The organism is Pseudomonas sp. P4_B4 (assembly GCF_056402255.1).
Window position 1 is genome coordinate 124323 of record NZ_JBFUHS010000011.1, and the last position, 25237, is coordinate 149559.

The 25237-nt window shown below is 58.7% G+C and carries 21 protein-coding genes and 1 pseudogene; 8 read left to right on the top strand and 14 right to left on the bottom strand.

Annotated elements, in window-relative coordinates; all coding sequences use genetic code 11:
- The first annotated feature begins 420 nt into the window (after positions 1–420).
- From AC1DVE_RS14300 to AC1DVE_RS14310, 3 genes are all read left to right on the top strand, one after another.
- On the top strand, positions 421–2151 hold the full coding sequence (locus AC1DVE_RS14300) for a DUF6119 family protein (RefSeq protein WP_477784001.1): 1731 nt from the start codon (positions 421–423) through the stop codon (positions 2149–2151).
- 513 nt (positions 2152–2664) lie between these two features.
- Positions 2665–4140 carry a DUF262 domain-containing protein gene (locus tag AC1DVE_RS14305; RefSeq protein WP_477784002.1) on the top strand — a complete coding sequence of 492 codons (1476 nt, stop codon included), beginning with the start codon at positions 2665–2667 and terminating at the stop codon, positions 4138–4140.
- A complete protein-coding gene (locus AC1DVE_RS14310; RefSeq protein WP_477784003.1) occupies positions 4137–6092 on the top strand; it encodes a DUF262 domain-containing protein in 1956 nt (651 codons plus the stop codon). Before AC1DVE_RS14305 ends, AC1DVE_RS14310 begins: the two co-directional genes overlap by 4 nt.
- Before the next feature lie 460 nt (positions 6093–6552).
- Here AC1DVE_RS14310 and AC1DVE_RS14315 read toward each other — a convergent pair whose 3' ends face one another.
- A complete protein-coding gene (locus tag AC1DVE_RS14315; RefSeq protein ID WP_223454221.1) occupies positions 6553–6816 on the bottom strand; it encodes a hypothetical protein in 264 nt (87 codons plus the stop codon).
- A 293-nt stretch (positions 6817–7109) separates the two neighbouring features.
- Here AC1DVE_RS14315 and AC1DVE_RS14320 point away from each other — a divergent pair, with 293 nt between their 5' ends.
- The 3 genes and pseudogenes from AC1DVE_RS14320 to AC1DVE_RS14330 all read left to right on the top strand — a co-directional run bounded on the left by AC1DVE_RS14320 (position 7110) and on the right by AC1DVE_RS14330 (position 8357).
- Positions 7110–7571, top strand: coding sequence for an isochorismatase family protein (locus AC1DVE_RS14320; RefSeq protein WP_223454223.1), 462 nt, complete (start codon positions 7110–7112; stop codon positions 7569–7571).
- 174 nt (positions 7572–7745) lie between these two features.
- Positions 7746–8107 (top strand): annotated as a pseudogene (locus AC1DVE_RS14325) (DUF6124 family protein).
- 1 nt (position 8108) lies between these two features.
- Entirely contained in the window at positions 8109–8357 is a 249-nt protein-coding gene (locus AC1DVE_RS14330) for a hypothetical protein (RefSeq protein WP_223454225.1), read from the top strand.
- Positions 8358–8411: 54 nt separating this feature from the next.
- On the opposite strand, the gene AC1DVE_RS14335 is transcribed toward AC1DVE_RS14330, so the two are convergent.
- Positions 8412–9320 carry a YeeE/YedE thiosulfate transporter family protein gene (locus AC1DVE_RS14335; protein ID WP_223537639.1) on the bottom strand — a complete coding sequence of 303 codons (909 nt, stop codon included), beginning with the start codon at positions 9318–9320 and terminating at the stop codon, positions 8412–8414.
- Positions 9321–9462: 142 nt separating this feature from the next.
- On the opposite strand from AC1DVE_RS14335, the gene AC1DVE_RS14340 reads away from it, so the two are divergent.
- Positions 9463–10869 carry a DUF2252 domain-containing protein gene (locus tag AC1DVE_RS14340; RefSeq protein ID WP_223459874.1) on the top strand — a complete coding sequence of 469 codons (1407 nt, stop codon included), beginning with the start codon at positions 9463–9465 and terminating at the stop codon, positions 10867–10869.
- Between the two features lie 154 nt (positions 10870–11023).
- On the opposite strand, the gene AC1DVE_RS14345 is transcribed toward AC1DVE_RS14340, so the two are convergent.
- The 3 genes from AC1DVE_RS14345 to pmrG form a co-directional block, all read right to left on the bottom strand.
- Positions 11024–12076 carry a metallophosphoesterase gene (locus tag AC1DVE_RS14345; RefSeq protein WP_223533876.1) on the bottom strand — a complete coding sequence of 351 codons (1053 nt, stop codon included), beginning with the start codon at positions 12074–12076 and terminating at the stop codon, positions 11024–11026.
- 359 nt (positions 12077–12435) lie between these two features.
- Positions 12436–13269 carry a phosphatase PAP2 family protein gene (locus tag AC1DVE_RS14350; RefSeq protein WP_223459878.1) on the bottom strand — a complete coding sequence of 278 codons (834 nt, stop codon included), beginning with the start codon at positions 13267–13269 and terminating at the stop codon, positions 12436–12438.
- A gap of 34 nt (positions 13270–13303) precedes the next feature.
- Positions 13304–13975, bottom strand: coding sequence for a lipopolysaccharide core heptose(II)-phosphate phosphatase PmrG (pmrG, locus tag AC1DVE_RS14355; RefSeq protein ID WP_223459880.1), 672 nt, complete (start codon positions 13973–13975; stop codon positions 13304–13306).
- A gap of 259 nt (positions 13976–14234) precedes the next feature.
- Here pmrG and AC1DVE_RS14360 point away from each other — a divergent pair, with 259 nt between their 5' ends.
- Positions 14235–16154, top strand: coding sequence for a HAMP domain-containing methyl-accepting chemotaxis protein (locus AC1DVE_RS14360; protein WP_223459882.1), 1920 nt, complete (start codon positions 14235–14237; stop codon positions 16152–16154).
- 73 nt (positions 16155–16227) lie between these two features.
- Here AC1DVE_RS14360 and AC1DVE_RS14365 read toward each other — a convergent pair whose 3' ends face one another.
- The 9 genes from AC1DVE_RS14365 to AC1DVE_RS14405 all read right to left on the bottom strand — a co-directional run bounded on the left by AC1DVE_RS14365 (position 16228) and on the right by AC1DVE_RS14405 (position 25182).
- A complete protein-coding gene (locus tag AC1DVE_RS14365; RefSeq protein ID WP_223459884.1) occupies positions 16228–16533 on the bottom strand; it encodes an XRE family transcriptional regulator in 306 nt (101 codons plus the stop codon).
- The gene (locus AC1DVE_RS14370) at positions 16526–16891 is read right to left on the bottom strand and encodes a type II toxin-antitoxin system RelE/ParE family toxin (protein ID WP_223459886.1); all 366 of its coding nucleotides are present in this window, start codon (positions 16889–16891) and stop codon (positions 16526–16528) included. Before AC1DVE_RS14370 ends, AC1DVE_RS14365 begins: the two co-directional genes overlap by 8 nt.
- A gap of 254 nt (positions 16892–17145) precedes the next feature.
- The gene (locus AC1DVE_RS14375) at positions 17146–17514 is read right to left on the bottom strand and encodes a glyoxalase superfamily protein (protein WP_223459888.1); all 369 of its coding nucleotides are present in this window, start codon (positions 17512–17514) and stop codon (positions 17146–17148) included.
- Between the two features lie 229 nt (positions 17515–17743).
- Positions 17744–19201, bottom strand: coding sequence for an N-acyl-D-amino-acid deacylase family protein (locus AC1DVE_RS14380; RefSeq protein WP_223459890.1), 1458 nt, complete (start codon positions 19199–19201; stop codon positions 17744–17746).
- 1 nt (position 19202) lies between these two features.
- Positions 19203–20063: a MurR/RpiR family transcriptional regulator gene (locus tag AC1DVE_RS14385; RefSeq protein WP_223459892.1), complete on the bottom strand. Its 861-nt coding sequence runs from the start codon at positions 20061–20063 to the stop codon at positions 19203–19205.
- Positions 20064–20077: 14 nt separating this feature from the next.
- Complete coding sequence (locus AC1DVE_RS14390; RefSeq protein WP_223459894.1) at positions 20078–21427, bottom strand: GntP family permease; 1350 nt, start codon at positions 21425–21427, stop codon at positions 20078–20080.
- Positions 21428–21612: 185 nt separating this feature from the next.
- A complete protein-coding gene (locus tag AC1DVE_RS14395; protein ID WP_223459895.1) occupies positions 21613–23058 on the bottom strand; it encodes a SulP family inorganic anion transporter in 1446 nt (481 codons plus the stop codon).
- Between the two features lie 215 nt (positions 23059–23273).
- A complete protein-coding gene (locus tag AC1DVE_RS14400; RefSeq protein ID WP_223459897.1) occupies positions 23274–24167 on the bottom strand; it encodes an NAD-dependent epimerase/dehydratase family protein in 894 nt (297 codons plus the stop codon).
- A 103-nt stretch (positions 24168–24270) separates the two neighbouring features.
- The gene (locus tag AC1DVE_RS14405) at positions 24271–25182 is read right to left on the bottom strand and encodes a LysR family transcriptional regulator (protein WP_223448192.1); all 912 of its coding nucleotides are present in this window, start codon (positions 25180–25182) and stop codon (positions 24271–24273) included.
- Between the last annotated feature and the right edge of the window lie 55 nt (positions 25183–25237).

Consider the following 25237-nt stretch of genomic DNA (forward strand, 5'->3'; position numbering starts at 1 on the left):
TCCAGCACTCGGAGCAAGGTAAAGGCAAAGTGCCTTGACGCCGAACAAATCCCCATTTCCTCGACGATTGGTCAGTAAATCCCCCTACACTTATTAGAAAGCTTGGTCTTAGGTCGTCTTCTACCCCCTAAAAAACTGATCGTTCAGTTCCCCCAGAAGTGGCGCCTGTTTAACCACGCAAATATGTTGGACGGACGCTTACAGATTGAGCCCCTTGAAGGCGCACGTCATCGACAAAGGGATGCCAACACTCAATGCGCCACAGCTTTGCGACGTGGGCATCTACCGATGGGAAATCAAGATTTGTCGGACTCAGTGATCACGTGACACACATGAAACTGCATTGCAATTCGCCATCACGGCCATCAGAATCTGATCCACCGCAAGATATTGGCATTGACGCTTCAGTAGAGATCCAAGATGGCACGGAACGCTGTTAACTCGATCACCGTCAGGCTACTCAAGCCTACAAAAATACCGGCAGATGCAATCAGCTCCACCTATGGGCCAGGTGGCGCGCGAGCGCTGAAAGATCAGGACTGGGATGGCGACGGTGAAGGCATCGTCTACTATGGCCAAGTCTACGACACTGTACCTGAGTGGCTGAGCCTCCTTCAGGGCTTTGTCAGCGATCCTTTCGACGCTCTGCATTCGAGTGGTTCAGCGGCGATTTTGTTCTTGAGCGTTAAGCAGAGGTGGATGGCGCTGTGCTTTGGATATGCACATATCGCGCTGAACGAGGATGCTTTCGTGCATCAATTCGGCCTGAAGGTTGCCTTAAATACTGTAAGACGAGGGAGTCTTCTGAGTCTCGACCTCGCGACTCCGGATGCGGTCACGTTTCAGCGGCGGGTTCAAGCCAGTAAGCTTTCCGACTTTAGCCAATTCGGGGTAGACACCCTGCGAGATCTCGCAAGGGTTGCAGGAGGCAAACCCGAAGACGACGCTTTCGCCAAATTCGTTGCAGGAAAAGATGCCCTCAGCCTGGACACTCCCCTCACGCCGTCGCAGTTCCACAGCAAGTGCGTCGAGATCCTGAATGCCTTCAAATCGAAGGCATATAAGAAAGACTATGCTTGGTTTGACAACGTCAAAGTTGAGACTAACCCATCTCGCCTTAGACGCTTGGACAGGCTTCTCTTCCAGGAAATTCAAGCCATCCGGAGCGGCTCAATCAGCCTACTGCATATGTCCCCTCCCGAGATCCAAAACTACGTTGAGGGGGCCGCCCTCCAATATTCGGGCTTCAACAGCCGCAAGCCTGAATTCACTAAGCTTTCGATCGAGGATTACGCCGCCGAGCTTAATCGACTGGGTTGCACACACACGATTCAGGAGATAAAAACTTCTCACAAAATCCGCACTGAAAACCTGAAGACCGGAGCTATTGAGCCCGGATGGAAGGTTTATGATTGCCTCAATTGGGAGGCGACCCTGCCAGCACCAACGCCTACAAACTACGTATTGTTCGCAGGCAAATGGTACAAAATTTCAAAAAAATTCAAGGACAGGGTCGATGAGCACTTTGACAGTATTGAGGACATCGTAGTCATTGGGCCGACCCACTGCCTGAACGAAGAAGAGCTAATCGAAGACCTGTTAAAAAATCGGTCAGATCTGATCAAGCTTGATCGTACAAAAATCAATCCGGAAAGCGTTGTCGCCGCCAACCTGGAGCCCTGCGACTTCTATTCAAACGATAAACACTTCATTCATCTTAAAGATGGGGAGTCATCTGGGCCGATCAGTCACTTGTGGATGCAGGGTGTCGTCAGCGCCGAGGCTTTTGTTGCCGACAGCGAGTTTCGCCGAAAGCTAAAGGATACGGTCGCGGCGACGAAAGGCGGATTTGCCTTCGTCGGAACCCTGCCGGACGGGCGCAAGCGAGAGGTAGATCGGGGCGAGTACACCGTTGTTTATGGGATCATGCGTCACAAGTATGTTGACGGTACTATCGGCATTCCGTTTTTCAGTAAGGTCAGTTTAATGGCCGCCTGCGACAGGCTTAGACGCACTGGAATGAACGTCCGTAAGGAAATCATCGAAAAATTGACGCCGAAGCCTCCGGTGAAAAAGGCCAAGTCAAAACGGCCTACGATCAAGGCCAAAAAGCCGACCTCCAGCTCCAATAAGGTCTCTGCTGCACCTTAACCCCTTCAATTCGGCCTTTCCTTCACCTAAACGGATGATGATCTGCCAGCCAAATACTGGTGCACAGATAATCAGCCTGCGCCGATAATTGATAAACGTAGCCACGCACAAACGCCCAACGAGGACGCTACGGGTTTTGCGACAAAAAAGCCGGTCAAATGCCGTACACACAAAAAGCGGGGAAAAAAAGGGGGGACCAGTGCGTTTTCCACAACACCTAAATCATTGTTTTTTTAAAAAACATAGATCGATTAAAAGCTAACCACAAGCCGACTTTTTCAACAGAATCGGCTTGAGGCAGACACTGGCAAATGGGCCCAAACGCATAGAGGCAGCACTGCCCCGGAAAATGTTGTCGACGTTTGTTGGCCCTTGCTGGCTGCGTCCCCCCCTGCGTGCATCGCCTGCTTGTTTCCACCTCGCCTCGCTGACATCATCAAGCCATCACTTGGGATGAGACTTGTCATTCCACCCCTACCGCAGGTTCCGCCAACTCCAGGGAAAACGCTACACATGACGCAGCCCCTCAAGGACGAGCTTCAAACGCTGCTAAGCGGCCTCGTCACATCCGATATCGTCGTAGCCAGCACCTCCGTTGCCGCCTTGCTAGGTGGCGAGTCGATCCGCGGCAGCGACGACCGCCACATAGTAGGCCGGTTGACCATTCCCGAATACCAGCGCCCTTACCGCTGGCAGATCAAACACCTGCAACGCCTACTGAACGATCTCACCGAATACTTCTCACCGTCTGTGGGTGCATCGCCGCCTGAGCACGACTTCTATCTGGGCAGCATCATCGTCCACCAATCGCGCCCGCCAAGGATGCGCACCGACGTCTTGAACATCATAGATGGCCAGCAGCGCCTGATTACCCTGGCATTGCTGGCGCATGTGCTGAAACAACGAGATCTCGCCAAAGGCATCGAATTGGCCTCTCCAGAGTCCCAGACCCGCGCCCTGGGCAATCTGCGCTGGCTTGAGCAACAGCCGTTGCCATCGGTGGACTTCTCTCGGATGAACATCACCTTGGTCGTCACCCACAGTGAGGATGACGCCTACCGCTTTTTCGAGACGCAGAACACCGGCGGGGTCCGACTGGACGGCCCGGCGATCCTCAAGGCGCATCACTTGCGTGGGGTATCGCGGCAGGAGCAGGACAAGCACGCACGGCTCTGGGAGGCCTGGGGCAAGCTGGACGACACTATGGATGCGCTGATGAAGGCGCGTCACTGGCAACAGCTGAAGTGGCGCAGTCTCTCGAGCCACCGCCAGCCGCTGCAGATGCGTGAGGAGATCGTCGCGGAGTTGGCCGAGCGCACCGGGCAGGGCCTGGATGTGGCGTATCGCACCGCGCGGGTCAGCCATTTTGGCCAGGGCCAGGCTTTGCAGGTGGACAGTGGATACGCGATGCGTCAGCCAATCAATGCCGGTACCAATGCCATTCACTACTTCGATTACTTCCATGAACTGCGTCGGACGGTATTGATCAGGCGTGATGACGATAGCCTTGCGCCTTTTCATCAGCTCTACGACGAGTTGGTGGTTAAGGCCAACGGCAGCGAGTTTTTACGCAAGCTCTTTGACTGTGCGGTGTTGCTGTATGTCAGCCAGTTTGGTCGACAAGGGCTGTTGGAGGCGGGGTGCTGGTTGTTTAGGGTGATCTTCTCTCCGCGGCTGAGCAATGAAAAGGCCGTGCGTGAAAGCACAGCGCAAAGTTTTGCCGAGCACAATCCGGTGTTGGACTGGATCGCCTACAGCTACACCCATGACGAGCTGATCGAGATTTTGCAGAGGTTCAGTTATTCCATTGCCGAGCGACTGGACAAGAATAGTGTGAAGTACCGGTTCGTGCGTACTGTGCAGGCGTACTTTTCGATGGGCCTGAGCAAGCCGGGCGAAGCGCTGCAGGCGGACTTTGATGTTGAGCTCAAGCAGGTCATCAGCCACATGCTCGAAAAACGCTCTTCCAACCAGGCAGGTGTGCAATGAGTGCCAGTGTCCGTTCCTATGTCCAGGCCCCAGCCTTGTTGTGCGCTGCAGAGATCACGCTGATCATCCCCAGCTACCAGCGCCCTTATGTCTGGCCGAGCGAGGATGTTGTTGGTCTGCTGGAGCAGATCATGGTGGCCTGCGACACCGACGCGCCGCATTACTATATCGGCACGGTACTGACGTCTGCCGTCACCACACGCGACTCAGGGCACACCCACACCCGCTATGAAGTGATCGACGGTCAGCAGCGCATGACCACCTTGATGCTGCTCGCCCTCGCGCTGACGGCGGTGGTGCCCGACAACGCGCTGACGAAGTTCATCGTATGGAACAAGCAGCCCCGGCTGACCTTTGCCATTCGTGACGAAGTGCAGCGACTGTTTGCGGCGTGGGCCGGGCTTGGAGTCGAGGAAAATAGGGGCAGGACCTCTGAGTCGGACGAAGCTTATATCAAGCACCTGGCCGCTGCCCGCAAGGCGCTTGCCGATCGGTTGGGCGCGTTGCGCAGCCTGCGAGGGGAGGCGTATCTGGCCGAGGTGGCCGAGTACCTGTATGCGAAGGTGCGATGGGTGAACAACATCATGCCCCCGGGCATGGACCTGAACCGACTGTTTTCGACCATGAACAACAGCGGCGTGCAGTTGGAGCACAGTGACATTCTCAAGTCGCGTCTGCTGGCTGTGATCGAGACGCAGAAGCTGCGCTTCGATGCTATCTGGCAGGCCTGTGAAAACATGGAAGACTTCTTCGAGCGCAATCTGCGCAAGGTCTTCCCGGACGCGGATTGGAAGCGCCTGAAACAGGATGACCTGTCCAGGCATTGTGTGACGACCTTCCCGCTCAAACGCGTCCCCGCCGGGGATGTGCAGGGTAAGACCATTGCACAGTTAGCCAAACTGTCAGTGGTCGAATCCGACGAGTCCAAAGCACGGCAAGAGCCCGTGCGTTATTGTCGCCCGATTATCAGTTTTGGCCTCCTGCTGATGCACGCCTACCGCATCTATCTCAAGGAGCACCGCCAGGACGATGTCGAGGTGCGCCTGCATGACAGTCGGCTCAACGACTACTTTGCCGACTTCATCGCCCACGCCACCGAAAGACAGGCTAAGGCCTTCATCGAATGCCTGTGGGCGGTGCGTTATCAGTTCGACCTGTGGGTAGTAAAATGGCTGCCAGAGGCTGACAGCCAGGTCTGGAATCTGCGTCAAACCAGCGTCAGCCGAAGCCGCTCCGACAACGGCTGGCGGCTTGCCCGCACCCGGCTGGAAAGCAGCGACCTGAGCCAGTTGCAGAGTGTGCGCAACTTCACCGGCGAGCGAAGCGCGCAGTATTGGTTGACGCCGTATCTCGGGGCGTTGGTGGCTGGCGAGGCAAAGACGCAAGCGCAGGTCGTGGCGCTGCTGGAGCGCATTGACAATCAACTGTCCCTGGCCGAAGACAGTCAGAAGGAAGCCAGTTTTGCGCTGTTGGCCGGTCATGACTTCGCCATGCGGGGCATCGACACAGTTATCGATGACTTGAACGAGCCCAACGGCACTCGCTTCGAGCATTACTGGTTCCAGAAACTGGAATACATTCTCTGGCGAGAGCGCAGCCGTTTCGGTTTCTTTGACGCGTCCAAGCTGGCGGCCTACCGAATCACCTCGAAGAACTCTGTGGAGCATGTCCATCCCCAGCGGGAGGAGTTCGGCGTTGAGTTGGCTAAGGTTCACCTCGACAGCTTTGGCAACCTGGTGCTGCTGAGTCCTGGCGAAAACTCGTCCTATAGCAACCAGCGCGTCGGTAAGAAGCGAGAAGACTTCAAGGGCAAGCCCCGTTACGACTCGCTCAAACTTGCTCACATCTTCAGTGGCAAAGCCGAGATGGAATGGGATGCGCCTGCTATCGACCGGCACCAGGCGCAGATGTTGGTGTTGATCAAGGAGCACTATGACGCGACGGGGACCTAAAGACTGCACCCGGTCCCACATGACCAAACGCATCACTGGGGAGGGACCGGGCGAAGTTCGGGAAATAGACGACGTAATCTCACACTAAGCATGCCACCGGGATGTCCGCTTCGGGCAGTTCTCTGCCTATCATGGTTACGAAGCGTGCTGGTCAACTCCGATGCAATCGGTGGTCAGATCAAATGCAAACGGGTGGTCAAGTGGAGTGCAGTATTCCAATTGGTATTCCAACTAAAAATAAAAACAGATATTAATGTTATAAATCAATATCTTACTGAACTGATTCAAATTACCCCGGCCCACCAATCGAGACACCAACGAAGCCCGCCCAGTGCGGGCTTTCTTGTTTCTGGCTATATCGCAAGTCCTCCAACAGTCTGAAGCAGGGACAGCCAAGGCACGGCGACTCAGTGAGTTTCGATGATCCCCGTCCAGGCTGAAACAGAACCCACGCTAACGATCAGTACTTGATGTCCCGAGCTGTGCGACGGGTATCCTGCTTGGTACTGCGCTTGTCCTGGCGACATTCTACGTTGCTCTTGTCATTGCCCTTTCTACAATCATCCTTGGTTTGCCGGGCAGTGGAGCGCCCTTCCTGCCTGGTATCGCGAGCTTCACGCCGTTGTTGACCCTGCTCGGTTGCGTAGACGGGTAGCGTCACCCACTGCACGCCAGCAGCGATGAGCAGCGTCGCCAGGGCTTTCAAGTAGTGCTTGCGAATCATGATTTTTCTCCAATCCCATATCGCTTGGTCGCTTCGTTCGCGCCCCCAGGAATTCAGCGAAAACGTGAGTTACATCGTACGCTCACAACTCACAAAAGCACTTTGTGGTACGTGAATTCTGACGATAGGGTCACATGGGCAGTCGCGCTAGGCTGTTATGTGCATGGTTGCAATATGGGCATCGGTAACGACTAAGCTTTGCAGCTGCCTGCCCGCGAAGAGGCCAGCGAGACCCTCCAGAATATTTTGCATCCACGGTCGCCCCTATCACTGCCATCCCCTCGGAGAAGCCCATGCGCCAAGCCCTCCTGATCATCGACGTACAACCCGGCTTCGCCCCGCCGCAGTGGCTGATCGACGGTATCCAGGCGCTCATCGGCACCCTGCCCAGTGTTGCCACGGTCGAGCGCCATGACGAATCCATAACCCCCTTCGAAAAACAGCTCGGCTGGCACCCCGCGCCGGACGATGACAGCCTGATCCCGGCCGACCGCATCTTTATCAAGCACGGCTATGCGCCCACACCAGAAACCATCGACTACCTGAAAAGCCTCAACGTCGAACGCGTGCTGGTGTGCGGCCTGCAGACCGAAACCTGTTGCCTGGCGGCGGGGTTTGCGCTGTTTGATGCGGGTTTGCAGCCGACGTTGATCACGGATTTGACGGTGGGGTCTTCGCTGGACCGGACGGGCGGGTTGGGGGTCAGGCTTTGGGAGCATCATTTCAAGCACACGGTGAGATCGAGTGACCTGTGATCGGTGCAACGACTTCACCGCGTCCTAGGACATTTCCCGCAAAACGCGTCGCCTTTCATGAACTGGCGGATGCAACTTCTCGACGATAGCCTTCAGGGGTCGCTGCACATCAGCGACCGGCTTTGACAGGCTGAAAACCGGGGCAGCTCCTATAAACAGACCAGGATCTCCATCATGAAAAGACACAGCCCCACCCCGCAAGACTCTTCACCCGATACAACTACCGAAACACCCAACTTATCCAACCTCTCCAAAACCACCGAACCCACCATCAGCGCCCGCCTCCGCAACCCCAATCACCTCGATCCCATCAGCCACGTATTCACCCTCCGCCCAAACATCGACACACCGTCCCTGCTCACCCACGCCAGTGAAACCCTCGCCTCACTCAACGTCATGAGCACTGACCTTGCTTGCGAGCTTGAGAGTTCGCAAGCAACATCGCCCTGGCGATCCAGCAGTTGGCCGTGCTGGCGCAATTGCTGGTGAACCGGGCACTGGACAACATTGCGCCACTCGACGAAGTGGAGGCTTGAGATGGATCGATACATGCCGATGACCGGCATCGACTGCACCATCGCCTCGCTGCTGATCGACACCGAAGCACCGCTGGATGTGCTGCACGAAACAGCCGCTTATCGCATTCGAACCGCGACGCAATTGCTGGAGAGTTTCGCGGCTGACGAGGGTGCTTACAGCGAACTGGCGCGGGTGCTGGTCACGTCCCTGCGCGATGGTTGCGATTTGCTGGATGTGGTTGGACGGCGGTTGCGGATGCAGGTTTGATCCTTGAAAAATGGACGGTCTCATTGAGGTCGTCCAACTCCAGAGCCGCGATCATCAAGCACGCAGCCGCTTAACCCCAACCCCCACCAATATCCCCAACACAATCGACACCAACGGCACCGCCCCCACCCAGGTCAGCGTCGGAAACACCAACAAAATCTGCGAGTCATTCCCACCCAGCATCATCGATGCACCGGTCCCCATCAACACGCCCGCGAGCAAATGCCTGCCCGCTGTCATCGCTGCAAACCGCTGATAGTTGAACGTGCGGCGATGCAAGGTGTAACAGAGCATGCCCAGCATCAGCATGGCGAACACCGTCACACGCTGGGTGGTCAATGATGTGTCGCCCGGGCTCCAGAACCTTTGCGAGAGATCGTAGAAGAATACGCTGGGCGTCCACAGCGGTTCGAAGGTGTAGAGGGCACTGGTCAAAGCCCCCAGGAGCAGGCTCGACAGCACCAGGTGTCTGTCGCCGTGAATCCGCATCAGGAACAGCAAAATCAGCAACACGATGCCAATGACCAGCCAGTAATGACGGCTGGTGATCATCGGCATTTGCAGCGCCCGGTGTTCGGGCAGCATGTTCAGGTGATGCCACAGTACGATGCCCAGCACCCAGCCGAGGACGGTGAAGACCTTGTTGAGGTTGCCGCTGGCGAGCTTGGTGAGGGTGCCGACGCTGCACCCGTCGTTGAGCACCGAGGCGAGGCCGAACAAGAGCCCGCCACCGACCAGCGACAAGTAGCCGACCTCGGGAATGAACAACGGCTGGCTGACGCCAGACAAGGCGTAGAGCGGTGCGAGCAACAAACCGAACAGACCGCAACTGACCAGCGACACGAACAGGGTCGGCCGGCGTTTGAGCAGCAGCCCCATGGCATTGACCAGGCACATGCCCATGCGCTGGGACACCCAGCCAATGAGGAACGCCAGCAGCAGTGAAACCGGCAATGAAAACACGGGGCTCCTTGTTTCCGGGTGATGGCAGCGAGTCGATGCCTGACAGACAGATTAGTCGCTGGGCAAACACTTCGGATGAACCCGCAAAGCCCTTCTACACTCATTTCGCAATCGCCCTACAACCCCTGTCGAATAGGCCCCCATGACCACCCTCACCGACCGTTTGAAGCAAGGCAAGGATGCGCGCAAGAAGTGTTCCCGCAGTTCGCAAGCAGCCTTGGGCAATGTCGACCGCGACCCAATACCGCTGATCAAGGCGTCGAGTGAAGGACGCGTCAAATCGCTGGTGGAGTTGCGTTACGGACGCATGCTGGTGTCACCTTTCACCTTCTATCGCGGCAATGCGCTGCTGCAGGCCCACGATCTGGCGGGCACCTCGAACATGGGGCTGGTATCGCCGATTTGCGGCGATTGCCACCTGATGAATTTCGGTGGTTTCGCAACGCCTGAACGCAACCTGCTGTTCAGCGTCAACGACTTCGATGAAGCCCATCCCGGGCCGTGGGAGTGGGATTTGAAACGCCTGGTCGCGAGCTTCCTGGTGGCCGCCCGCGACTTGCGCCATGGGGAATCCGTTGAGGAAACGATCTGCCACGAAGTGGTGCACGCCTATCAGCAGACCATGCTGGAGTGCGCCGAACAGAGTGCGCTGGAAACCTGGTACGAATCCATCAGCTATGACGACCTGCTGGCGCAGGCCAACAAAAGCACCCTGGACCATGTGGAACGCGCCATCGCCAAAGCCGAACGTCGCACCCACGCCGAACTGCTGCCAAAAATCAGCGAACGCGACGCCCATGGCCGTCTGATCATTCGCGATGACCTGCCGGAAATTTTCCATCTGCACAAAAACACCACGCTGCTGGACGCCGATGACGACTGGTTACGCCTCTCGGACTGGCGTCCGCTCTACGACACCTTCATGCGCGACTATCGCGGCACCCTGCAAGCGGACCGCCGTGATCTGGTGTCGCGTTTTCACGTTCAGGACATGGCGTTCAAAGTGGTGGGCGTGGGCAGTGTCGGCACCCGTTGCCTGGTGGCGCTGCTGACCGACGATCAGGAGTTCCCGCTATTCCTGCAATTCAAGGAGGCACGACGCTCGGTGCTCGCCGGCTACGTGAAGACCAGGTCGCGGATACGGCATGAGGGGCAACGGGTGGTCGACGGCCAGCGGTTGATGCAATCGGCCAGCGACCTGTTCCTCGGCTGGACCACCGGCCCCAGCGGGCGACATTTCTATGTGCGGCAATTGCGCGACATGAAAATCTCCGCCGAACTCGAGACCTTCGATGGCGACGCATTCGCCGCCTATGGCCGGCTCTGCGGCCGGGCCCTGGCTCGCGCCCATGCCAAGTCTTCCGGGCACGCGGCGGTGATCAGCGGCTACATCGGCAAGAGCGACGCACTGGCCGATGCGCTCTATAAATATGCCCAAGGCTATACCGAGCACAACGAGCGCGATTTCGAGCAGTTCCAGCAAGCCTGCCGCAAGGGCCGCTTGCGTGCCCGGTCGGAAGCCGACTTTGCCGCGGATCATTTGCCGTAGCGGTGTCGCAAGCTCTGGTACGGGGCATTGAGCGAGATGAATTTTTCTTCACCCCACCACCCCGCGCGAGCCTGTACATTTCGCTCGCTCATTCAAGAAACTACGGTTTGCCCGCTCTCCCGCGGGCTTTTTTTTGCCTGCGGGTTTGCGCCCATCACTGTGCCACCTGCGCGACGCTCCCTGGCGATGGCTCGGGTAGCAAACAGCCTTTGGCCATCCACTGGCAGTCTCTGACCCAGCGATAGCCGGACTCCAGATCGCCGCGGTCGTTGTAATACCCCAGCCTGAGTTGAGTGGCACTCAGGTCGAGTTTGGCAAAACCAGCCCGCGAGTCAGTAAAGGTGCTATCCGGTGTTGGCGTTTGCAAGGCAGACAGCCTCTTACCACCCGCCCCGGAAATCACCCAAGCGGGTTCGCCTGCACGCAACAGCAATTGCTGGTTGTGATCATGACCCGACAAAAGCAGATCGACGTGGTTGCGTTGCAACACTGGCAAGAGCCATGTGAGCAGATTCGACTCCTCGTCATGCTTGCCTTGATTGCGCACCGGGTGATGGGACGCGGCTATTCGCCATACCGGTGCCGGTCCGGGTGCCTGGTACGCCTGATCGATCAAGTCGATTTGCTGCTGCAAACTCTCACGTGGCGCCGAGGTGTCGAGGAACACCATCCGCACCAATGGCCGCCCGTCAACGTCACCGAAATCCTTGACGTAGAAATTCGCCGGCATCTGCCAACGGCCCGATCCCTTGTGCTGTTGGCCGTACTCGATCTCGTATTTTTGCGACACCGGGTAATCGTGGTTGCCCAGCACCGCGTAGAACGGCACATGGCTGAGCCAATGGCCCCGATAGACACGCTCGAATCGGGTTTCCCAGTGGAGATCGTGGGTGCTGGTCAATGGCTTGCCATAGAAGTTGTCGCCGAGGAAAACCACCATGTCCAGGCGCCCCTCCCTGGACGCAACCCACTCCATGGCTTGTCCCACCCGCCACTGTTGCAAGTCGCCGCTACCCTGATCGCCCACCGCGATCATCGACACCGATGCAGGGTCCAGACCGCTCAACGGAACGTACGGCGATGGTGGCGTAAACAGCCAGTAACCACCGGTCGCCAATAAAAGAGCGAAGGCAATGCCCGAGCCAAGTACGATCCTTCGGAGCACCAAACGTTTTGCAGAAATCGAGGTGGAATTTGTGCGTTTCACTCAGGGACTCACTGGGCCTGGAAAGCCAGACAGGGTGGCGAAATGAAGATCAATCTACCCCCCCAATAGATCACAGCATTTGTTCACGATTTGTTAAGAAATCGTTCTTTAGACTTTTTCCAGCCTGTTTTTTCGGCCTTCCTTTTCCGGTAGCCAGAAGTCATGTCGTGCACTGTGTTGCCTGCGGCTTTTCAGCGAACCGTTTCTGGAAAAAGTGCCTCTGAGCCTGTGGCTTGATGCTGAGCCTGCTGCACCGTTGATCGCAGTCGCACACAAACCCTGAGCTTTCTGAAGGTTTCCCCGGGCAAAAAAAAACCCGCAGCCCTTTCGGGTTGCGGGTTTTTCAGTTCAACGCCAACTCAATTCACAGGTTGAGTCTGAGTCGCCGGTACCGGTTGTTGCGCTTTGGAGAGCACCGGCTGTTCCAGCCTCGCTCGTCCGTAAAACGCCAGCGCCGTCAGTAAACACGCCAGCCACACGAAGATCCCGGCCCAGAAGGTGTGGGACATGTAGTGCCAGCCTTGCAGCACCCGCGTTGTACCGTAGATGAAGCCGAGGGTCAGCGAGCCGTACATGATCGCTTTCGAATAGCGCCAGCGATAACGGCGAGCCACGAAGTACAACGCCAGCATGGTGAAACCGCCCGATGCGTGTCCGCCCGGCCAGCAGCGACCGTTACCGGCGACTTTCAGCAGGTCGAAATTCTCATACCACTCAACGTGCTCCTTTTTGCCGCCGTACTGGGTGGTCTCGATCGGGCAATACACGCTGGTGTGGCCCTTGAGGTAGTGAATCACCCCGGTGCTGATGGAGAACGCGAACACCACGTAGAGAAAATCGCGACGGTGCCGGGTGGCAAAGCGCAGCACCGGTGCGACTTTGATTTTTTCCAGGAAGGCGATGATTTTCGAGTGCTTTTCAGCCTTCAGGCGCGGCCAGAGAAATGACAGCAAGGCACCGATAATCGCGATCTCGCCCGTCCAGTTCGGGATGATCCGCGCCCATTTATGGGTAATTTTTTCGAACAGATGGACATGGTCCAACGGGAACGTCTGCGTCACCGGATCAAAAAAGTAATTATTGAAGGCGATGTCGATGCTGGTCATGTCGAACATCAGAAACACCACGACCGCGCAGGCCAGCGGAATACCGAAGTTCACCCAGTAAAAGCGGTAGCGAGAAGCGGTCAGCATTGTGAATCCTGATTCAGAAAGATGAAGGAAAAGCTCAACGAGTGGTCACCGAGCTCCAGTCGGAAGCTTCGATGAAGCCAAGCATGCGCGGAGTCTGCGGGGTTTCGGCGGAAATAAACAGTGAGGCGCCGTAACCCAGCGTCGATGCCGGCAACTTGAGGTCTTTTTCCAGTTGCTCCATGCACTCGCTGTGAGTGACAAGAATCAGATTGCGCCCGGCCACTTTGTGCGCCAGGGAGTCGCGCAACATGGTGCCCTTGCAACTGATCAGCCAGTTTTCACCCGTGCCAACCTTGTTGAACATGAAGTTGGCGGTCTGCGCTGTACGCAATATCGGGCTGTTGTAGATATCAGCCTTGTCCAGGCCCAGGTGCTTGAACTGTGCCCCGAGGCTCTCGGCAACACTGCGAGAGCGCTCGGTAATGCCATCGTTGCCGATCAGGCAAGGCGCCGAGGAGTGATCGCAGCGCTCGACGTGACGCACCAGCACGATCATGTCGCCCTTGGCCCATCCCGTCATCAAAGCCTGTGCACCGGCTACATTGCCGTGAGCCAGGTCCGGTGCGGTGGCGGGACGCAACAAAAATACGGTCAGAGGGATGACCAGCAGCGCCGAGGCCAACACCACGGCGGTATTGCGATAGCGAGCATAGCGGTTCAGATCGATCGAGCGTTTTTTCCCGAAAAGACTCAGTCTCAATTCCACATCAAGCCGCCTCACCGGCACACAACACCTCATTAGATCCCGAAAGGCTAAAGAAACGTGCGTTGCCGGCGGGTGAAAGACATGTGAAAAAAAGCTTAAAGCATTGCAAAAACCTTGTTACAGAATCCGCCACACAAAAACCTTTCAGCTCCCGGGATTGCTGCCGATACATCCTGCTTACACAGCTTGGCGGCTTCCAAAAAAAACAATCTTCCAGCCAACCGACGATAAAGAAGTACCAAGTTCCTGGAGGAATGTGATGAATAGCTGGTTCGGCAACATCAGCGTGAACCTGAAACTGGGCCTGGGGTTTGGCCTGGTCCTGGCACTGACCTGCGTCCTCGCCCTGACCGGCTGGACCAGCCTGGGCGGGTTGATTGACCGTAGCAACTGGATGAGCGACATCACCCAGCTCAACGCCGGCCTGGCCAAGCTGCGCGTGGTGCGCCTGCAATACATGCTGACCAACGGCGACGAAACCGCCGCACAGAGCGTGCAGACCACCCTCGACGCCTTCTCGGCCCAGCAGCAAGCCCTGCTGGCGAAGTTCAAGAGCCCGGAAAACCTCAAGCTGCTGCGAGAGCAAGGCGCCGTTATCGACGCCTACAAGACGTCCCTGGGCAAGATGCGCAGCGCCTATCGCGCCGGCAACAGCGCCCGCGACGCCATGAGTGCCAACGCCGAAACCGCCAACACGCTGATCAATGACATCAATACCCGCGTGCAGCAAATGCCGTTGAGCGACCAGCGCTTCGAACAGTTCCAGGCCATCACCGCGGCCAAGGAAGCGTTCCTGTTGTCCCGCTACGAAGTGCGCGGCTACACCGCCAGTACCAATGCCAAGACCGAGCAAAAAGCCGTCAACCAACTGGACGCCGCCATCGCCAGCCTGAAACCGCTGAACGTGCATTTCGCCGATTCCCAACAAGACGCCCTGCGTCAGCTGGAAACTGCGCTGGGCAACTACCGCAACGCCTTGCAGGCCTACAAGGCCGCCAGCAATGACGCGGTGCAATCGCGCAAGGAAATGACCGACCAGGGCGCCGCCATCGTGTCCCAGAGCGATCAGCTGTACCAGATCCAGCTCGACCGCCGTGACGCCGAAAGCGCCCAGGCACGCACCCTGCAAATGATCAGCACCTTGCTGGCGTTGCTGGTGGGCATCATTGCCGCCGTGGTCATCACCCGCCAGATCACCCGCCCCTTGCGCGAAACCCTGGCGGTGGTCGATCGCATCGCCAGCGGTGACCTGTCCCACAATGTGCTGGTCACCCGTCGCGACGAACTCGGCGTGTTGCAGCAAGGCATCGCGCGAATGGGTGTGACCCTGCGCGACTTGATCAGCGGTATCCGCGACGGCGTGACCCAGATCGCCAGCGCCGCTGAAGAGCTGTCGGCCGTGACCGAGCAGACCAGCGCCGGGGTCAACAGCCAGAAAGTCGAGACCGATCAGGTGGCCACCGCCATGCACGAGATGACAGCCACCGTGCAGGAAGTCGCGCGCAACGCCGAAGAAGCCTCGCAAGCCGCTGCGGCGGCGGACGGCGAAGCCCGTGAAGGTGACAAGGTGGTCAACGAAGCCATCGCCCAGATCGAGCGTCTGGCCAGCGAAGTGGTGCGCTCCACCGAGGCCATGAGCGTGCTGCAACAGGAAAGCGACAAGATCGGCAGCGTCATGGATGTGATCAAGTCCGTCGCCGAGCAGACCAACCTGCTGGCGCTCAATGCCGCCATCGAAGCGGCCCGTGCCGGTGAAGCCGGTCGTGGTTTTGCCGTGGTGGCCGACGAGGTCCGCGGCCTGGCCCAGCGCACGCAGAAATCCACCGAGGAAATCGAGGGCCTGGTAGCCGGCCTGCAGAACGGCACGCAACAAGTGTCGGCGGTGATGAACAACAGCCGCGTCCTCACCGACAGCAGCGTGGCCCTGACCCGCAAGGCCGGCGAGTCACTGGAGAACATCACCCGCACGGTGTCCAGCATCCAGTCGATGAACCAGCAGATCGCCGCCGCTGCCGAACAGCAAAGCGCCGTGGCCGAAGAGATCAGCCGCAGCATCATCAACGTGCGCGACGTGTCTGAACAGACTGCTGCTGCGAGTGATGAAACGGCTGCGTCGAGTGTTGAACTGGCGCGGTTGGGCAATCAGTTGCAGATGATGGTGAGTCACTTCAGAGTCTAGGCTGAACACTTCAGCGAGTTGCCAGGAAGCCCTTTGAATAAAGGGCTTCTCTCATTTCAGGCAGTCGAACTGCTTATTTGGCGAAGTTTTCGATCTTTACCTGGCCTTCAGGAAAGGTGGCGATGATTTCCAACTCGCCACCCATCGCACGGATGTAGTTGCGCAATGTGCTGATGTACATATCTGTGCGACGTTCCATTTTCGAGATCGCCGCCTGGTTGACGTGAAGTGCTTTGGCCAGTGTTTCCTGGCTCAACGCTTGCGCCTGACGAAGCTCGTGCAGCGGCATTTCTTCTCTTAGTTTATTGTGCAAGGCCTCGACACGTGCTTGAGACTCGGGAGAGCGACGTGCCACTAAATCAGCAAATTTCTTAGCCATTGTCATAGCCCTCTTTCTTTAATGTTTCCAAGTGCTCGTCGTACAAGCGTTCGGCCAACGGAACATGAACCTGATACCAACGTTCCTGTCCGGTTTTGTCACCGCCTATCAGCAGGATCGCGCAACGCCGTGGATCAAAGGCATACAGCACACGGAGCGGTTTGCCGGCGTGTTGCACTCGTAGCTCACGAAGATTGCCATGCCGCGAGCCTTTGATATCACTCGTGTATGGAAAGCCCAAGTGCGGTCCGTCATCCCCCAACAACATGACCGTGGCCTGCACCGAGTCCTGCTCGGCTTCATTGAGTTGATCCCACCAGGTCTCAAACTCATCCGTGTATTCAACGTCCCACTTCATACAAATATGCCACCCAAGGAATATAACCTCAAGGGAATGACTGTACGAATTTCAGCCGACCTCCGACTACCCTTGAGCCCCCACGCAATTGTTAGTGATGATTGCTGGTGGAACCTGGATATCGTCGAGTTCTAGAGGGGGCGCGAGTGCTGGCGCAACACTGGATGGCGTTGCAGGTGGGTGGCATCAGCCTGGATATGGGCAAGGCCAGTTCCCACGCAATGCGTGGGAATGAATCAATGGCTGGCTAAACCTCAGACACAAATCGCATTGGTAAACACCAACCGATTGCCAAACGGATCACTGATGGTCATATCCTGGCTACCCCATGGCATGGCCTGGATCTGTGGAGGCGCAAACGCATACGACTTGGCCAGCAATTGCTCCTGGAAGGCTTCCAGTTCATCGGTCTCGATGCGCAAGGCCGAACCCGGCGTACTGTCGCCGTTGTGTTCGGACAGGTGCAGCACGCACTCACCCCGCGAGACTTGCAGGTACAACGGGAGGCTGGCTTCGAAACGATGCTGCCAGTCGATCTTGAAACCGAGGAAGTCGACGTAGAACTCCACTGCCTTGGCTTCGTCGAAAATGCGCAGGATCGGAGTGGTTTTGCCGAAGCTCATCGGGTTGCTCCCTGTAGAAGCGAGCCTGCTCGCGATGGTCGTTAACGATAACGCGTTTTGACTGGCTAAACGCGGCGCCTTTGACTCCATCGTCGGATCGCCGCCCGGAGCAGGCTCGCTCCTACATGATTGAACAGCGTTAGGTAGTCGGGTTTGATATCAGTCCTTCGGCGCGAAAATGCCATCCTTTAGCCTCAAAGTGCCATCACTGTGACGCAGTCCTCGAAACTCACTGAAAACCCGTGCGCAAATCCCCTTCCCGGGCCAGGAACCGCCCTTCCCTGCGCCCGTTGGCCTGGCCATCGCGGTAGCTCAACACACCATTGACCCATACGCCCTCGATACCTTGCGCCGCCCGCTGCGGGTCGTTGAAATCGGCGACATCACGGATGGTCGCCGGATCGAACAACACCAGGTCGGCCCAATGGCCTTCGCGTATTTCACCGCGCTCCTTCAAACCGAAGCGTGCCGCCGACAGCCCGGTCATTTTGTGCACGGCGGTGTGCAACGGGAACAGTCCTACATCACGACTGAAATGTCCGAGCACCCGGGGGAATGCGCCCCACAAGCGTGGGTGCGGAAACGGGTCTTCCGGCAAGCCGTCGGAGCCGACCATCGACAGCGGATGCGCGAGGATTCTGCGGACATCCGCCTCATCCATTCCGTAGTACACCGCACCGGCCGGTTGCAGTTGGCGAGCGGCCTCCAGCAACGGCACATTCCATTCGGCGGCAATGTCCATCAGGTCGCGGCCGCCCATCTCCGGGTGCGGCGTCGACCAGGTGATGGTGATGCGATGGGCATCGGTCACCTGCTTGAGGTCCAGGGTCGAAGAGCTCGCGGCGTATGGATAACAGTCGCAACCCACCGGGTGAGTCTTCGCCGCCTCTTCGAGGGATGCCAGCAGCTGCGGACTACGCCCCCAGTTACCGGCGCCGGCGCATTTGAGGTGGGAAATGATCACCGGGCTTTGCGCATGGCGACCGATCTTGAACGCCTCGTCCATGGCCTCCAGCACCGGTTCGAACTCGCTGCGCAAATGGGTGGTGTAGACCGCCCCGAACGCGGTCAACTCTTCAGTCAGCTGCATCACTTCCTCGGTGGACGCCGAGAAGGCGCTGGCATAGGCAAGGCCGGTGGACAGGCCCAAGGCGCCAGCCTCAAGGCTTTCGCGCAATTGCTCACGCATCGCGCTGATTTCGTCCACTGTGGCTGTGCGGAACAGGTCGTCCAGATGATTGCTGCGCAACGCTGTGTGGCCGACCAACGCAGCAACGTTCAGCGTGGTGTTCGCCGCTTCGACGGCCGCGCGGTAGTCGTGGAAGGTCGGATATACGAACGCAGCGGCCGTGCCCAGCAGGTTCATCGGGTCCGGCGGATCGCCGCGCAAAATCACCGGTGACGCACTGATCCCGCAGTTGCCGACGATGACCGTGGTCACGCCCTGGCTGAGCTTGGGCAGCATCTGCGGCTGACGGATCACCACGGTGTCGTCATGGGTGTGCACGTCGATGAAACCCGGCGCCAGCACATGGCCCTGCGCGTCGATTTCCTCGCTGGCGTGGGCATCGCGCAAGTCGCCGATACGCTCGATGCGCCCGTTGAGAATGGCCACGTCGGCGGGGTATCCGGGGCTGTTGCTGCCGTCGATGATCAGGGCGTTGCGGATCAGCGTGTCGTACTGCATGTCAGTCTCCCAGCGGCAAGTGATCGTCGCCGCCGCGGTATTCGTCGAGGGCGAGTTTGATCCGCCGCAGACGTTCTTGATTGTCTTCAGGATTGGCCAGGGCCAGCTCGGTGGCGAGCACGTCGATGGCCAGCAGCATGCCGTAGCGCGCTGCCGTGGGTTTGTAGATGAACGAGGTTTCGGCGCTTTGCAGGGGCAGGACGATGTCGGCCAGTTGCGCCAGCGGCGAGTCTGCCCGGGTGATGGCCAGAATGCGTGCGCCGTAGTTGCGCGCCAGCTCCACCGTTTCAATCAGCTCCGGGGTGATCCCGGTCAGCGAACAGACAATCACCACCTGTTCGGCACTGAGGCTGGCGGCGGTGACGCGCATCATCACCACATCGTGGCACACCGCGATCGGATAGCCGAGGCGCACCAGGCGCACCTGCAGTTCATCGCTGCACAGGGTCGAGCAGCCGCCCATGCCGAAAGCGTGAATCATCCGCGCCTTGCCCAGCAGTTTCACCGCATCGGCGAAACGTGACTCATCGAACGCTGCCAGGTGTTGGCGCAAGGTCGACTCGATGTCGCCCACGATCTGCCCGTAGAACGCCGACTGCTCGGGCGTGCCCGCCGGGTCGAGAAACCGGCTGCCGACGCCGCTGGCCTGGGCCAGTTGCAAGCGCAAGTCACGCAGGTCCTTACAGCCGACCGTGCGGGCGAACCGCGACAGCGTGGCGCTGCTGACCTCCGCCCGCAGCGCCAGTTCATCGAGGCTGGCGGAGGCGGCAAATCCTACGTCGTCGAGCATCAGGCGGGCGATGCGTCCTTCACCGGCGCTGAAGGAATCCTGACGGGCGCGGATCTGGTAGAGGATGTCCATGCAAGTGGCTCCGGCTAAATCAGGTAAGAAAGGCCAATGGTCAGGCCGAAGGCGACGACCGAGATCAACGTCTCGAGCACGGTCCAGGTCTTGAAGGTTTGGGCAACGGTCATGTTGAAGTATTCCTTGATCAACCAGAAACCGCCGTCATTGACGTGGGAAAAGATAACCGACCCGGCGCCAGTCGCCAGCACCAGTAGCTCCGGATGGGGATAACCCAGACCAATGGCCACTGGCGCGACCACGCCTGACGCGGTGGTCATGGCCACAGTGGCAGAACCGGTGGCGATGCGCATCAACGCGGCAAACAGCCAGCCCATCAACAGCGGCGACAAATGAAACTCGTGGGCCAGGCCGACGATCTGGTCGGTGACGCCGGCGTCCACCAGAATCCGGTTCAAGCCACCACCGGCGCCCACCAGCAGCGTGATGCTCGCGGTCGGCGCCAGGCATTCGTTGGTGAACTTGAGGATCGATTCACGGTTGAAACCCTGGGCCAGGCCGAGAGTCCAGAAACTCAGCAATGTGGCCAGCAACAGCGCGATCACCGAGTTACCGATGAACAGCAGGAACTGGTTGAAACCTGTGCCCGGTGTGGAAATCAGGTTAGCCCAGCCGCCAATCAGCATCAGCACCACCGGCAACAGAATGGTTGCCATGGTGATGCCGAAACCCGGCAGGCTGTCGCGCGGTTCACGCTCAAGGAACTGGCGTTCCAGCGGGTTTTCCGCCGGCAACTGAATGCGCGGCACAATGAATTTGGCGTACAGGGGACCTGCGATGATCGCCGTCGGAATGCCGATCAGGATCGCGTACATCAACGTCTGCCCCACCGACGCCTGATACACCTGCACCGCCAGCATCGCCGCCGGGTGCGGCGGCACCAGCGCATGCACCACCGAAAGCCCGGCGACCATCGGCAAGCCGACCATCAGGATCGAGACGCCCACGCGCCGCGCCACGGTGAACGCAATCGGCACCAGCAAGACGAAACCGACTTCGAAGAACAGCGGCAGCCCCACCAGAAACGCGATGCACACCATCGCCCAATGCGCGTTCTTCTCGCCGAAACGGTCGATCAAGGTCCGCGCCACCTGCTCGGCTCCACCGGACTCGGCCATCATCTTGCCGAGCATCGTGCCCAGCGCCACCACCAGCGCGATGTGCCCCAGGGTCTTGCCGACCCCAGCCTCGTACGCCCCCACCACGCCGGACGGCGGCATCCCGGCGACCAGCGCCAGGCCGATGGAAATCAGGGTGATGACAATGAACGGGTTGAGCCGGTAACGGGCGATCAGAACGATCAGTGCGATGATGGCAACAGCGGCATACACCAGCAGCCAATAGCCGAAGGACAGGGTCATGCGGTACTCCTCGAGAGGGTCACGTCGAAATATTTGTGAAACTCTTAAAACATTTCGGAAGGTGATTTTCAAACGAGGTGAAAGTAATTTTCGTGCAGAGGTAAGGCGCGTCGTACAGAGGTATGAGTTGTCGCAAATAATGAAAATCAGGCAGGCGGATTTTCATCGCGCCTGCCTGATTGATTTCAGTCGTGCTGCATCCGGGCGCGCTTGAGCAATTTCTTGCAACGCTCGGACAAATGCTGCACCCGCAGGTGCTTGCCGGCCTTGGCATAGCGCTCGCGCAAGGTGCCCAGCGCGGCGATGGCCGAGTAGTCGACAAAGCTCAGGTGCTGGCAATCAAGTGTCACTTGCGCCGGGTCATTGGCCGGATCGAACTGATTGAGAAAGGGTGTGGTCGAGGCGAAGAACAGCGTGCCATGCACCCGGTACAGCTTGCTGCCGTCAGTTTCCAGATGACTGTCGGCATACAACTGTCGGGCCTGCTGCCAGGCAAAGTTCAGTGCCGCGATGATGATCCCGCAGAGCACCGCCATTGCCAAGTCGGTGAAAACGGTAATCACCGTCACCGCGATGATCACCAGCACGTCGTTCAACGGCACCTTGTTCAGTACCCGCAACGAGGCCCAGGCGAAGGTCTGTTGCGACACCACGAACATCACCCCTACCAGCGCGGCCAGCGGGATGCGCTCGATCAGCGGCGACAGAAACAGGATGAACAACAGGATCGACACCCCGGCCACCACACCGGACAAACGCCCGCGCCCGCCGGAACTGAGGTTGATCATAGTCTGGCCGATCATCGCGCAACCGCCCATGCCGCCGAGCGCACCGGACACCACATTCGCCGCCCCCAGCGCCACGCACTCGCGATCCGGGTAGCCACGGCTTTCGGTGATTTCGTCGGTGAGGTTCAGGGTCAACAGGGTTTCCAGCAACCCGACCAGCGCCATCAGGATCGCGTAGGGCGCGATGATGCGCAGGGTGTCCAGGTTCCACGCAATGTCCGGCAGAGCCAGCGTCGGCAAGCCACCGGCAATGTGCGCCATATCGCCCAGGGTGCGGGTCGGCAGGCCAAGCAGGTACACCGCCAGGCCCACGCCGAGAATCGCCACCAGCGCCGGCGGCACCGTACGGGTCAGGCGCGGCAGCACATAGACAACCATCATGGTCACCGCGACCAGCCCGATCATCATGTACAGCGGCGTACCGCTCAACCAGGCCTCCCCGCTCTTGAAGTGCTCCAGTTGCGCCAGGGCAATGATGATCGCCAGGCCGTTGACGAAGCCGAGCATCACTGGGTGCGGCACCATGCGCACCAGTTTGCCGAGTTTGAGCAGCCCGAACGCCATCATGATCAACCCGCCCAGCAACACCGTGGCCAGCAGATACTGCACGCCGTGTTGCACCACCAGCGCGACGATCACCACGGCCATCGAGCCGGCCGCGCCGGACACCATGCCCGGTCGCCCGCCGAACAGCGCGGTCAGGGTGCAGATGATGAACGCGCCATAGAGGCCCATCAGCGGATTCAGGTGGGCCACCAGCGCGAAAGCGATGCACTCGGGCAACAGGGCGAAGGAGGTGGTAAGCCCGGCCAGGACATCGGCGCGTAGACGTTTTGCTTTCATGGGGAACCGCACACAGGGAGAGACGAAAAAGAGCGTGCGGATGTTACGGAATTGGGGGCCGACCGGCCATCATCTGTGTCATCGAAAAAGTCTTCGCGAGCAAGCCCGCTCCCACATTCGATCGCATTCCTTCTGACGGAGCGCGATCAATTGTGGGAGCGGGCTTGCTCCGGGCGGCGTTCCGACGAAGAACGATGACGCGGTTTTAAGCGAACTCACACCATCTCGTCGCGAATCCACTCCACCACCGACGTGCGCTTCGGCACCCACCCCAACAATTCCCGCGCATGCTTGCCGCGCACCCGGCTGTTGGAACCCAAACCATAGTTGGCCATCTCATAGCCCCACTCGGCTTCCGCATCCTTGAGCGCCCAGTCCTGCGGCTCGCCCAGGTTCAGCGCCTGGGCCATGGCGGTGGTCATGTCGATGAACGACGCTTCACCGCTTTCGACGAAGTAGAAGGTGCCCGGTACGTTTTCAGTCAGCGCCAGCAGGTACAGTGCAACCACGTCCTCGATGTGCACATTGGACCAGATGTTCTGACCCGGGCCGACATGACGCACCACACCACTTTTACCCGCCTGTTTCAGCAGGCGTGGCAACTGCACACTGTCACGATGGACGCCCAGGCTGTGGCCGTAGATCAGCGTGTTACAGATCACGGCCGAGTTCACCCCATCCATGGCCGCCGCCAGGATCAGGTTGTCGATGGCCACGCGCGCCGCCTTGTCGACTGTCGGTTTCGGCAGGTTGTCTTCGAAGTAGATGACATCACTGGATTTACCACCCGAGGCATCACCGACGATGCTCGAACCGCTGGTGTGCAGGAACACTTTGCCAGCACCGCGCAAGGCATCGAGCAAGGCTTCCACCGCGCCACGATGATCGCTGCTGGCGGCGTTGATCACCGCGTCGGCAGCAAGCGCCTGATCGGCCAACAGGGCGCAGTCGTCCAGCGTACCGATTACCGGGGTGATGCCCAGTGCACGCAGTTCATCGGCTTGTTCGGCGCTGCGCACCAGACCGGTGACGTTGTGGCCGGCCTGGACCAGGCCCGTGGCGATGGAACCGCCGATAAAACCGGCGGCACCGGTAACGAATACATTCATGGAGAAACTCCCTGCATTGATCAGTGATGCAAGGAGTATCAAGGAGCGATCACTGCCGAAAAATGCCCTCTGACCCAATTCACTTTTGCGCAGGAATCACGAATCAGCCCTTGAAGTCTGCGCTCGCATAATCCACCAACTTGCCCTGGATAAAGTCCAGGAAGCATTGAATCCGCAGGGCCAGTTGCGAGTTACGGTAGTACACCGCGTTGATCGGCTGGCGATAACCGCTGTTGAATTCGGCCAGCAACACTTTCAAGCGCCCGGCACGAATGTCTTCGATGGTCATGAAATGCGACAGGCTGGCGATGCCCTGGCCGTCCAGTGCGAGATGGCGGATGGTCTCGCCGCTCGATGCGCTGATCGACGCCTGGATCGGCCAGCGATCGCCATGCACATAACGCAGCGGCCATTGGTTGAGGCCTTCGTTCTGGGTGAACCCCAGCAGCGTATGGTGGGCCAGGTCAGCCACCGCTTGCGGTGTGCCGTGCTTTTCCAGGTAGGCCGGGCTGGCGACGATGTGCAGCGGGCTGCAACCCAGGGAGCGGGCATGCAGCGTCGAGTCGGTCAGGGTGCCGATGCGGATGGCGATGTCGGTGCTCTGTTCCAGCAGGTCGATGATCAAATCGTTGCTGTTGAGTTCGAGCTGGATGTCGGGGTAGAGCCGGCGGAATTCATCGATGTAAGGCACGATGGCGTGCAGCATGAAAGGTGATGCCGCGTTGATCCGCAGCCGCCCGGACGGTGTTTGCTGGCGCGAGGACAGGCGCTCTTCGAGCTCATCCATCTGATCGAGAATGCGCTTGGCGTGTTCGAAGAAGTACTTGCCCTCCTCGGTCAGGTCCATGCGCCGCGTGGTGCGATTGATCAACGTGGTGTCGAGCTTGGCCTCCAGCCGCGACAGCGTACGACTGACCGCCGAAGGCGTTTGCCCGACCTGCTCGGCCGCCGCGGAAATCGACCCGCATTCAATCACGCAGACGAAAACCTGCAATTCATCGGATCTGGCTTTCACGTGTGTCCCTTATCGATAGTCCTGACCGGTTCTTCCAAGCTGAGAAGAACCCTTG